Source organism: Romboutsia sp. D33t1_170424_H2 (genome assembly GCF_015669105.1).
In the GTDB taxonomy this organism is placed as follows: Bacteria; Bacillota; Clostridia; order Peptostreptococcales; family Peptostreptococcaceae; genus Romboutsia_C; species Romboutsia_C hominis.
On record NZ_JADOZQ010000004.1, the window covers coordinates 196,360 to 208,531 of the forward strand.

12 protein-coding genes, 2 tRNA genes, 1 pseudogene and 1 riboswitch are annotated in these 12,172 nt (G+C 24.6%); all 15 genes and pseudogenes read right to left on the minus strand.

Annotated features, from left to right (window positions below):
* Nucleotides 1-95 precede the first annotated feature (95 nt).
* Nucleotides 96-211: riboswitch (molybdenum cofactor riboswitch) on the minus strand.
* A 40-nt stretch (nucleotides 212-251) separates the two neighbouring features.
* The 15 genes and pseudogenes from I4U66_RS07015 to wecB all read right to left on the minus strand — a co-directional run bounded on the left by I4U66_RS07015 (nucleotide 252) and on the right by wecB (nucleotide 12,076).
* On the minus strand, nucleotides 252-641 hold the full coding sequence (locus I4U66_RS07015; RefSeq protein WP_092925228.1) for a rhodanese-like domain-containing protein: 390 nt from the start codon (nucleotides 639-641) through the stop codon (nucleotides 252-254).
* A gap of 156 nt (nucleotides 642-797) precedes the next feature.
* A pseudogene (locus I4U66_RS07020) lies at nucleotides 798-1,214 on the minus strand (FeoB small GTPase domain-containing protein).
* 58 nt (nucleotides 1,215-1,272) lie between these two features.
* Complete coding sequence (locus tag I4U66_RS07025) at nucleotides 1,273-1,611, minus strand: DUF2325 domain-containing protein (protein ID WP_092925226.1); 339 nt, start codon at nucleotides 1,609-1,611, stop codon at nucleotides 1,273-1,275.
* 257 nt (nucleotides 1,612-1,868) lie between these two features.
* Nucleotides 1,869-2,090, minus strand: coding sequence for a hypothetical protein (locus I4U66_RS07030; protein WP_240275741.1), 222 nt, complete (start codon nucleotides 2,088-2,090; stop codon nucleotides 1,869-1,871).
* Nucleotides 2,091-2,206: 116 nt separating this feature from the next.
* Nucleotides 2,207-2,533 (minus strand): thioredoxin, encoded by a 327-nt coding sequence (gene trxA, locus I4U66_RS07035; protein ID WP_195238244.1) that lies wholly within the window; start codon nucleotides 2,531-2,533, stop codon nucleotides 2,207-2,209.
* Nucleotides 2,534-2,588: 55 nt separating this feature from the next.
* A complete protein-coding gene (locus I4U66_RS07040) occupies nucleotides 2,589-2,792 on the minus strand; it encodes a hypothetical protein (protein ID WP_092925220.1) in 204 nt (67 codons plus the stop codon).
* Nucleotides 2,793-3,056: 264 nt separating this feature from the next.
* A tRNA-Phe gene (locus I4U66_RS07045) sits at nucleotides 3,057-3,132 on the minus strand.
* Nucleotides 3,133-3,135: 3 nt separating this feature from the next.
* Nucleotides 3,136-3,224, minus strand: a tRNA-Ser gene (locus I4U66_RS07050).
* Nucleotides 3,225-3,383: 159 nt separating this feature from the next.
* A complete protein-coding gene (locus I4U66_RS07055) occupies nucleotides 3,384-3,998 on the minus strand; it encodes a methyltransferase (protein ID WP_092925218.1) in 615 nt (204 codons plus the stop codon).
* Between the two features lie 49 nt (nucleotides 3,999-4,047).
* Nucleotides 4,048-5,088, minus strand: a complete 1,041-nt coding sequence (locus I4U66_RS07060) for a glycoside hydrolase family 113 (RefSeq protein WP_092925216.1) — start codon at nucleotides 5,086-5,088, stop codon at nucleotides 4,048-4,050.
* A gap of 71 nt (nucleotides 5,089-5,159) precedes the next feature.
* Nucleotides 5,160-7,217: a cellulose biosynthesis cyclic di-GMP-binding regulatory protein BcsB gene (locus I4U66_RS07065; RefSeq protein ID WP_092925214.1), complete on the minus strand. Its 2,058-nt coding sequence runs from the start codon at nucleotides 7,215-7,217 to the stop codon at nucleotides 5,160-5,162.
* Nucleotides 7,218-7,228: 11 nt separating this feature from the next.
* Nucleotides 7,229-8,479 carry a glycosyltransferase gene (locus I4U66_RS07070; protein WP_195928649.1) on the minus strand — a complete coding sequence of 417 codons (1,251 nt, stop codon included), beginning with the start codon at nucleotides 8,477-8,479 and terminating at the stop codon, nucleotides 7,229-7,231.
* A gap of 2 nt (nucleotides 8,480-8,481) precedes the next feature.
* Complete coding sequence (locus tag I4U66_RS07075) at nucleotides 8,482-10,098, minus strand: DUF2334 domain-containing protein (protein WP_195928650.1); 1,617 nt, start codon at nucleotides 10,096-10,098, stop codon at nucleotides 8,482-8,484.
* Nucleotides 10,088-10,936 carry a diguanylate cyclase domain-containing protein gene (locus tag I4U66_RS07080; RefSeq protein WP_092925208.1) on the minus strand — a complete coding sequence of 283 codons (849 nt, stop codon included), beginning with the start codon at nucleotides 10,934-10,936 and terminating at the stop codon, nucleotides 10,088-10,090. Before I4U66_RS07080 ends, I4U66_RS07075 begins: the two co-directional genes overlap by 11 nt.
* 39 nt (nucleotides 10,937-10,975) lie before the next feature.
* Entirely contained in the window at nucleotides 10,976-12,076 is a 1,101-nt protein-coding gene (gene wecB / locus I4U66_RS07085; RefSeq protein WP_195928651.1) for a non-hydrolyzing UDP-N-acetylglucosamine 2-epimerase, read from the minus strand.
* Between the last annotated feature and the right edge of the window lie 96 nt (nucleotides 12,077-12,172).

A 12,172-nucleotide genomic window follows, 5' to 3' on the forward strand; every position in this document is an offset into this window, starting at 1 on the left:
AAATTTCTCCTCCTATTTTTATTTATAGTAACCAAAAAAGCCTATCTAAAAGTAACCATACTTTTAGATAGGCTAAAAATCCGCATAAAAAGGAAAGGTTACTACACTTTTCTCCTTTCCAACAGGAGGCATAAACATTTCTATTTATACCCTACCGTTTTATTAACCATAGCATAGCCTTAGGTTAACAAAATCGGAGAATTTATATTTAATTAAATAGTAGTATTTAAATTGATAAATGTCAAATACAATCATATGCTAAACCATTTTTTTATTCCTTTTTTAACTGGCTTAAAATATTGTTTTATCCCCCCTTCTAATATCTTAGTGTCTATACCTAAACACCTTGAATAAAAAGCTACTATTGGACTTCTAAGTCTTCCCTGTGAACATCCTAAAACTATTGTTTTTTCTTTGTTATTAGATAACCTAAGTAAATCTCTTTTAATATTTTTTCTATTTTTTATAAGCCCTATTAGTATTATAGGAAAAGCTATCATAATATATTTTTTTAATAGTTTATGATCTTTTTCATCTATAACAGGCACATTATATTTAAACAATGGCATTTTTTCAAATTCTTCTTTTGATCGTACATCTATTGTTACTTCATCTTTTATATCTTCTAATTTAATATACATTCCACCTCAACCACTTTTTAACTTTTCTGTATTATACCACAATAATAGATTATTGTCCTTACTATATACTATTATCTAGTATAGACTATAGTGCTTCTTTTATTACGGCAAAAGGTCGTATAAAATACTTTATACGACCTTTATATTATCTATTTTTCATAAATCTATCTCTATTCCTATATTTTTAGCCATGTCAATCATGTTAACTATTAATATTATAGGCTTTTTATATTTCATAAGTTGAGTTGTTAAATAAAGATTTCTAGATAAATTTGATGCATGTACTATATTTACTATTACACCTGCATTATCATTTTCTAAGTATTCTTTTGAAATTTTCTCTTCATTAGAAAAAGTATCCATTGCATAAATTCCAGGCAAGTCAACAATTTTTATATTATCATTTATATTCCCCTATTTTTTTTCTATAGTTACACCTGGCCAGTTGCCTACACGTTGTTTAAGACCTGTTAATCCATTAAATAAAGTAGTCTTACCAACATTAGGATTTCCTAATAATGCCACACTAATCATAATTTTCCCCATTTTGTTGATTTTAATATTTATTATCATTTAATTAATATTATTCATTACTTAAAGTTATTAACTGATAATATATAATTAAAATTATCTAACTTTTATTTTGTTTTAGTAGCTTATTACACTTACATTCATTACAGTTTCCTAAACACTCATCCACCATCTCTAAACATTCTAAAAATGCACATTTGCTACTGTTTTTATGTCTAATTATCGGTATATTTTTCTTTTTTGCATGCTTTTGTACTACATCTATCATTTTATGAGATACTACTGATGTGAATATTACAAGAGCATCTGGACTTCCTATTGATTTATTTAACTTACTTGACATATTCAAGTAAACTTTAGTTTTATGACCTTTTTCTTTTGCTAAATTTATGTAATCTTTTTTTAACTTTTCATTACCTCCAACTATTACTAAGTTCACAATATTTCACCTCTCATACTTCTATACTTAAATAATAGTACTTTGGTTATTGATAGTCAATACTTATTGATATTTATTTTCATTTATCATTTGTATATTTATTTTTACATAAACTATATAATAACTATTTAATTAAATATAATAAGAAAAGCTATAAAATATATATTTAAGTCTATATTTTATAGCTTTTCTTATTCATACTTATTTTTAAAACTTTAATTTAGTAATTTATAAATTTTATTATTATAAAATACTACCTATTTTTTTATACTATCCTTTAATGCTTTACCTACATTCTTTCCAGTATTTAATGTTTCTTTTCCTACATTATATCCTGTTTTAATAGCTTCTTTTCCTACATTTAAAGTTCCGCCAACAGCTTCTTTAGCAACATTTCCTACGCCATTTATAACTTCTTTACCTATATCTCCAACTGGCTTTGTTACTTTCTTTACAGTCTTGTCTAATTTATTTGCCAATCTTCTCAACTCCATAAAATATATTAAGGGAATTCCCTTAATATATTTTATGACTTATATTGGCACATTGTTACAACCCTATATTATTCACTTCTTCTACTTTATATATTTAAATATTAAAAATTAGAATTTATCTTTTCTATTATTTGTTGTTTTGGCATAAAACCTACCATCTTATCAACTGGCTTTCCATCTTTAAATATCATAACTGTAGGTACAGTACTTACACCATATTTTCTAGCTAATTCTAAACATTGGTCTATATCTACTTTACTAAAGCTAGCTTTATTTCCTACATCCTTTGCAGCTTCCTCAAAAACTGGTGCCAACATCTTACATGGGCCACACCAAGTAGCAAAAAAATCTACTACAGCTATCCCTGATCCATTTTCTATTTTAGAGTTAAACTCTTCGTCATTTATTATTTTTACGAATTCTTCCATACTAATTTATACTTAACTTTATTAAGTATATCTCCTTTCTATTTTTATTTTAATTTTATTTATATTTTGTATTATATGGTTGCATTTCATCATATGTCAAAGCTTTAGGCTTTTGTTTATAATGTATTTTCTTACTAACTGATTCATTTTCATTTTCTATAGCATTTCTTATATCTGTATATGTTTGTGCATGATTAACTAAATCAGTTAACTGTGGATTTTCATCTAATATTCTTTTACTGTTATTTACTTTTCTCATATAAACATCCCTTTCTTTTCTTTTTATTAGATTTCCACCTATGTTTTTTTTAATGCATACTTTAAACCAATTGTGGCTTAGTAATAAATGTATTAAAAAACGCATAAATCCAAATTAATGGATTTATGCGTTTTAATTTCCAATAAAAATTTCATATATAATATCTAAAGTACATAGTCATTATTTTTAATTTAAGTATCTATCAGTAGATTTATAATTAATTTAAAATTTATAAAAAAAGCATCTATATTCTAGAGGCCTTACTGGTGCCCAGAGGCGGAATCGAACCACCGACACGGGGATTTTCAGTCCCCTGCTCTACCGACTGAGCTATCTGGGCATATGGCGGAGAGGGTGGGATTCGAACCCACGGTGCCGTTAAGCATCACTGGTTTTCAAGACCAGCTCCTTAAACCACTCGGACACCTCTCCAATGATTTTTATCTCTTATATTTATTAATATATCATAAATTTTTACATTTTTCAATAATTTTTATATTTTTTCCTTTTATTTCAAAAACTATATAAAATAGAAATGAGCATTTCAAATACTTATTTCTATTTTATATAGTATCTTTTAATCTCATTATATTATGCATAATATGGTATATTATAAACTAAGAATCTTTCATTAACATCTTTCTTATATAACTTTTCTAACTGTATTTCTTCTTTTAGCATAAATGGTGTCTCATTTTCTATATAATATATATAATCATCACTAGGATAATACAATATTAACTCAATATACCTTTCACTTTTATATACTGAATCTAATATATTTTCTACTATCTTCCTAAATATCTGTACTGAAAATGGATTAAAAAAATAAAATCTATTATCTTTACTTTTTATTTCATAATCTTGTGCATAGCAACATTTAAATTCTATTTTTTCTTTACCTTTCTTATGTTCACTTACATACGCTTCTTTATTTTTAATACATTCTTTATAATACTTTTCCTCCATTTCTATTCCAACTACATTAGAATTAAATCTATAATTTATATAAAAGTTTAGCCTACCTTTCCCACATCCAAAATCAACTATAAAATCATCTTCATTTAAGCTGTATATTTTAAATAATTCGTCTAAACATTCATATGATGTAGCTTGATATGGATGATAATGCCTTACTTTTTCACTCCATAATTCTTCTCCTAAAGTATCTATATTTAATAATTTTTCATATTCTTTTTCTGTCATTTATTTCATTTCCTATCTAAATATATTTTTTATTGAAACTCTATTCAGATTAGTAATACCATTTAGATATAATTTCTATACTTTCCTTTGATGGATAAAAATTTTTATCTTTTCCCTTTTTTCCTACTGCAAATATAGAAAATCCTTTTATGTAGTCTTTATCTTCAAATACAATTTTATAAGCGTTAAAACATCTAGCTTGTTCTTTTCCATTTTCTACATTGGACACTTCACTATTCCATGGATGTGTTGCTGCATTATCTTTTTTAGGAAATCCTAATTCAGCAAAGTAGATAGGCTTATTATATTTTTCATAGAATCTATATATTTCTTCGACCACATTTTGATTTCTATTATATATAGTAGTAGAGTTTAAAGCATTTACTAATTCTTTTACTGTATTTTCTTTTTTATCACTAAGTTCAAAATAAGCTGCTATAGATATAAAATCTACTTTAGAAAATATTTTATTATTTAATTTTTTGTAATAATCCTCATTACTCTTTCTATCCCAACTAGCTGTATACCACCATGTAGTCTTATATGTTACTTCTCCCTTAAATCGCCCTTTAACAAAATTAACTATATCACACCAGTTATCTTCATACATCTCTAACTTTGAGAAATTTGATGCTATAATCATTATATCTACATCGTACTTATTTGCTATATCCTTAATTAAAATATTTAATATATTTTTCCAATCTTCAAAGAATTTTTCCTTATTTACGGGGTTATAATCAGTTTCATATTTACTTCCATTAGCTATCCACGGATATGCTTCTAATATAATATTTATACCTTTTGATTTCAGTATTTTTATTAATCTTATGGCTTTTTCTTTACTATAAGAATTTATTTTCATATTATTTGAGTCTAAATCTGGTATTTCTATAACTATAGGTACATTAACAGTATTCACTTTCAAATCATCTATATCCTTTAAAGCTTGTTCTATTTCATAATCAGTTGATAAGTTAACAGATTTTATCTTTTCTGTTATAGTATTATTTTTGTTAGTACTTTTAATAGCAAAAATAACGCTTAGTATTACTAATGAAGTAATTATTATTAATATTTTTTTTCTCATAGCTCTCCTATCTTTTTTAAATATAAAATACTAAGCATTAGTTATAAAGCTTAGTATTTTATATTTATATATTATTTTTTATATTTTAAAGCTAATAAAACTGTTGCTGATATAACCATTAAAAGTAATACTGATGCAACTATTATAAACTGTTTACTTTTATTATCTAGTTTATTTACTTCTTTAGTCTCTTTATTTTCATCTACATCATCTAACTTATAATTTAAATCTTTTATATTTCCTTCTCTATCAATTACTATAGTATCGCCTTTTAATGACTTTGTGAGATCTAAATCATTTAAATATCTAGTACTTAATGCTAAATCCTTCATTTCTGTTGATGCAATAACCATCATACCCTTATCTTTATTATATGGCGATTTTGTAAGTTGTATAGATGATAGTTGTTTTGAATAATCTCCTATGAATTTTATCTTTTCGTTGCTTTCAAATCCTAAATAATCTTTATTAAATTTTAAATTTAGATATTTATTAACATCTTTTATAGTTAAATTATTAGTTGGAGTTCCTATTATTATTAAATTACTTTTTTTATCATCTGATTTTAAATCACTTGATTTTATAAATCTTATATCTCCATTGTTATATTTAATACTATGACCTATATAGGATATTATACTACCTATTTGCGTTAATGCTGTTGAGTCTAATTTATCGGGTACTACAACTACTGTATCATTAACTTTATCATCCTTAACAAATGGATACGGATAATTTTTCATAGTTAAATTATTGGTATCATTGTAATCAAATTCTATATATGATTCATTTGATATATATGCAAATGGGTTATCAGTATCTCTAGTTACACAAGCTAAATCTAATAGTTCTAAATTAAATACAATTTTGATTTGATAATAATTTTGATTTAAAGTTTCTTTTGGAAGGTTAAGCTCTACGGTATCATTATTGGCATTTTCCTTTGTTAGTTTCTTGCTTCCTATAGGTATATTATTTACATATATAGTTACTAAAGATCTTTCAAAATCTAAATTCTCACCATATCTAATATTTAAATTTATTTTACTACCTTCTTTAACTTCTTTACTTTTAGGTATACTTATATCTATTATTGATTCTTGTGTAAATGGTCCTTTCAATGTAATATTATCATAACCTAAATCTTTAAAATTCAATCTATTTTTATTTTTATAATTATATATGTCATCTACATCCGTACCTTCATTTATAATTATGCTATCTTTGTTTAATTCATTTATTAAATCTTTACTATTTATAAGTTTGCTAGCTTTTTTAAGTAGTTCTTCATTATTGGATATTATGATAAGCATTTTTTTATTTTTATCAAATATTGAATTTGTATTTTTTATAATACAATTTTTATCCAAATCTTCTTTTTCTTTTGCAGTTAATAAATTAAGTATTTCACTTGAAGTATTACTTTTATTGCCTATATATATAACATTTTTATCCTTGTTTTTAAATTGAGAGTATAGATTTATATCAAAATTAACATTATCATTTATTATTTTTTCTCCAAAACCACTACTAAGTATCATAGCCGAAGTTAATTCTTCACTTGAATAATTATCTGGTATTAATATACTAGTTTCTAATTCATTTCTTCCATTTTCATTTATATAAGTATCTTTGTACTCGCTTATCAAATTAGATGTTGGCTTATAATTATAGGATACACTTATATTTGATTCCTTATGTACTACTAACCAGTTAGCTGTATTTGAGTCATCTCTACAAACCTTATCAGAAATAGTTTTATAAGCTTTTATCTCTACTTTATTATAACCTGTCTTTATTAAATCTTTTGGTATATCTATATTTATTTCTTTTTTATATTCCTTATTTCCATCTAATCGTTCTGAATGGATTGGCACATCATTTACAATTATTGTTATTGTAGAATAATTCACATCTAATAGTTCACTTTTTGTAAATACTAAGTTAATCTTAGTTTTTTCAACTAAAGCATTTTTAGGAACTTCAAAATATTTATTAGTACTACTTATAACCCCATTCATAGTTATGTCATTTTTAAATTTGTAATTTTTTACATTTTGCTGTGCAAAAACTATATCACAGCTTGTAAAACTAATAATTAATGATATCATTATTGCTATTAATCTCATTTTATTTTCTCCTAAAATCGTTCGGTTTTATACCACTTAACTTCTCTTTTGTGTATAGCGTCAGAAAAATACCCAACCATTCCTTTTATAGCAACAAATAGCCACATTTGAGAATATGTAAAATACATAAGCCCAACTAAAAATATATTGCTTAAATTACTCTCTCCCTTTTCCATACTAAGTGTTATAGATACCTGTATTACAAATAGTATATATGATAGTATCCATATAGTAAAAAAATCAAATGGGATATTTATAGTTACTATTTTAAATATTCCTAAAATAAATATTATATCTGATAATACAACAGATGTTAAAAATAGAAAATATACTGAAAAGAAGTATAGTATATCAAACAGCACTCTATTTTGTTTGCCCTTAAATAAATTAGTAATATACTTAACTAATACATATATATTTCCCTTTACCCATCTTGTTCGTTGCTTTATCCATACATTTACAGTTTCTGGTTCTTGCTCCCAGGTTACTGATTGAGGGACATATGTTATTCTTTGTCCCATTTTATAAATCCTAAAACTTATTTCTGTATCCTCTGCTATTGCCTTTGTGTCCCATCCTCCTAATTTTTCTATAGTACTTCTTCTAAGTACAAAATTAGTGCCTGGTATAGTACAAAGACCTAATAATTGTTTTCTACCTGCTTGAGCTATCCATTGAAAACTTAGAGTTTCTATATTTATAAACTTAGTTAATATGTTTTTATGCTTGTTTCTAGTTCTAAATTTTCCTATAACAGCCCCTAGTTTTTCATCTTTAACGATGGTTTGTATCAAATATCTTAGTGCAGTTTTTTCTGGTGTATTGTCAGCATCATATATTGCAATATATTCTCCCTTAGATATTTGATATCCTATATTTAGTGCATTTGATTTTCCTTTACCACCTGTTATATTATCCGTATTTATGATGGTAAAATTATAATTTCTATATCTATTTTTTATATTTTCTAATATTTCCTTGGAATTATCACTAGAATTATCATTTATAACGATAAGTTCCATTTTATCTATAGGATAATCTAGTAGTAATAAAGATTCTACAGTTTTGCCAATTACCTTTCCTTCATTATGTGCTGGTACTAGTATTGATACAAAAGGGTACTCTTTTAATTTTTCATCTTTAAATTTAAGACTCTTTAAATAATATATATATCCACTTATAGCTAGTATTATATTTGTTAAGAGTATAGCCCATATAGATGATAAGGAAATTAAAAATATATAATCTACTAAACCTATCATAATTATCTCCTTGTAAACTTTCGTCTATTTATAATCTTAAATACTATAAAGATTAATATAAATATTAGCAATACTACAACAACAAACTTTACAACTATATCATTTAACTTATTTATAGACTTATTAAACACTAAATCATTGTGTTTTCTTATAGATTTAGACTTATCATAACTTGTTATTATATTCTTGTTATTTGATTCTATTTTTATATCATCTATATTTATATAGATGTTTTCTTTTTTTAAATCTAAAAAGCTTACATTTTTAGATTTAAGATATTCTATACACTCTTTTAAATAGTTTGTGTCTACATCTGTATGGAAGAAAAATCCTCCAGTATGACCTCTTACCATAGATAGTTTATAATAATTATATTTTATTTTATCTACCGCTAATTTGTCATCTTTAGCTATATATCCTAAATTTTCCGGTATTAGTGTATTAAAATTTTTACTATCTTTTATTATATATGGAAATGTACTCATATTAAAAATTTCACTATTATTTTGGTATCTCCCCATATATGTAGATATGTATTTTTTGATTTCTTTATACCCATCTTGAATCATAGCATATTTTTGTACTTCAAATCCCAATGGGTATATATCATTTTCTATACATAATCTTAGTCCACTTAATAACCTATTTTTAATATATATATTTATATCTTCACTTTTACTATTTAATATCTCTTTATTAAAAAATTCATACTCATCTTCATCTGATTTTTCTTTTCTATTATGATAGTATCCATTTAATATAACACTACCACCTTTATCTTGCATATATTTTATAGTATTTATAAAATTTTCATCTAGAGTGATTAATTCTTTAATACTCTTATCTCGATAAGTAGGTGTTAAAGATATTATGAATGGTATATTTTCTTCATATAAATAATTAGCTAAATCCTCTAATTTTTTTGTGTCACTAAGAGGATTTACATCTTCTATTTTTACAAATATTTTACTTTCTTCAAAAGAAGTTCGTTCAAAGAAATCATTTAACGTATCTTCAAATATATAAGATTCATACATGTTCCAATCAGATATATAATACAAATTTTTATCTTGCAATATATATGGGTATGTGTTATATCCATCACTCATAGTAGCAATAATATTACTTTTACTACTTGGTTGTATTATGTTGTAATCACTTTCATTTTCTAATACTATATCGTCTCCTTTATAGTTTAATCTTGTTATATTATTATTTTTATATATGTACTTTATTGAATATTTATTATTATACTCTAGTAAATTTGCAATTTTATCCCCTATCCAGTATATACGTTTATTGTAATTATTAATATCTTCTAAAAATATTTTATTCTCTATATTATTGTTTATATTTATAACAAAGACATAGTCATAATTATTTAAACATCCTTTTTTATAATCATTTATATTAATATTGTCCACTTTATTATTAAATACGTATAGTAGCTCATTAAGGTGATTTACTGTATTAACATTAGACTTAAATTTAGTTTTAGTTTCATAAACTATAAGAGATTTTTTATTGCTATTATTTTCACTATAAATTCCACTTGAACTTGCTAAAATTATACTAATTATAATAGTTATTTCTATTATAAATTTTTTTTTAAACATCATATTGTAATTCCTCTTGTACATATGTTTTATATTCAATAGGAGACTTTATATTTTTTTTATACTCTACTGCTGCTATTTTTGTGTCTATATTTATGTAATTTTTATTATTTTTCAAGCTTAGACTAAGTTCATCTATACCTGTTTTTATTCTTTCTTTTACTATATTAGCACCAAATTCATCTGTATTTGGCATTATTATAGCTATAGTATCATTTTCTATCGTGTATCTTTCATCTTCTATTCTTGTAGACTTTACAACTATATTGCTTATATCTTTCATTAGTTTGTTAGTTTTAACTTCCCCAAGTATGTTCTTTATTTCTTTATAGTATGGTAAGTTTATAAGCATTAAAGATAATTGAGTTTCATGCCTTTTAGCCTTACTCATCTCTCTTTCTAGATTCATATAAAATGCTTTTATATTAAATAATCCTGTATCCTCATGTATAGTAACCAAATTTTTATATTCATTTTCTAGCTTAAGATTTGATTGTTGAAGATTATTTATACTATTTGTAAACTTTCCTGTTGTATAAGATATTATTGGCATAAATATCATCCATATATAAGACATATATGTTATTTCTACATTTTTCGTTAGATTTATATAAAATATATATGCTGCATATATAAATATAGAAACTGATGTTGCTATAAGCCCTATAATTATTCCCCCTGTGTAAGTCATAATTATAGTAAAAAATGTTATACAAAACATTATAAAACTTAAATTTTGTGTTTGAAATTTAATATCAAATACAAATAACATGGTGATTATAAATAACTCTAATATTAGTCCTAAAAAATATCCATCTATCTTCTTGGAAATTCTATTCATATTTTCACTACTTTCTTTTATTCATTCTTCTGATTTAATTTAATTTTGATATATTTTTTCAATAATATCGACAATGTATTTGCTTGCAAGCCCATCTCCATAAGGATTTGAAGCCTCTGACATCTCATTATATAATTTTTTGTTAGTTAGTAATTCCTTTGTGTATTTATATATGTTCTCTTCATTTGTACCTACTAATTTTAAAGTTTTAGCCTTAATCCCTTCTGGTCTTTCGGTAGTTTCTCTCAATACAAGAACTGGCTTTCCAAGAAATGGAGCTTCTTCTTGTATGCCTCCACTATCTGTTAGTATTAGATATGACTTATTTAATAAATTATGAAATTCAACTACACTTAAAGGTTCTATTACATGTACCTTTTTATTACCTTTGAATTCTTCTTTAACTAAATCTCTTATTTGAGGATTAAAATGTATTGGATACACTATTTCTACATCATCAAATTCCATAGATATTTTATTTACTGCTTTAAATATATTCTTCATATTGCTACCTAGATTTTCTCTTCTGTGGCATGTTAAAAGTATCATTCTGTTTTTTCCTATTTTGTCAGTTATTTCACTTTTGTATTCCTTATCTATAGTGGTTTTTAATGCATCTATTGCAGTATTTCCAGTTATATATATTTTTTCAGGATTTTTTCCTTCTTTTATCAAATTATCCTTTGATTTTTCTGTTGGTGCAAAGTGTATATCAGCTATAACAGATGTTAACTGTCTATTTAACTCTTCTGGAAAAGGAGAATATTTATTATAGGTTCTTAAACCTGCCTCTACATGACCTACTTTAACTTGATTATAAAAAGCAACTAAGGATGATATAAACGTTGTAGTTGTATCTCCATGTACAAGTATTATATCTGGCTTTACTTCTTTTATAACTTTATCTAACCCATTCATTATATTCGTGCTTATTTGAGACAAAGATTGATTTGACTTCATAATATTTAAATCATAATTAACCTTTATGTTAAATACGTCTAGTACTTGATCTAACATTTCTCTATGTTGTGCTGTTACACAAACTATAGACTCTATATTATCTCTAGACTCCAACTCTTTAACTAAAGGTGCCATTTTTATGGCTTCAGGCCTAGTCCCAAATACTGTCATTATTTTCATTTACTTCACCCCTGTATATTATTCCATAATAATTTTTATCTATATTATTATCTCTCAATATATTACATTAACTACAATATGATGTCAAAATTTATT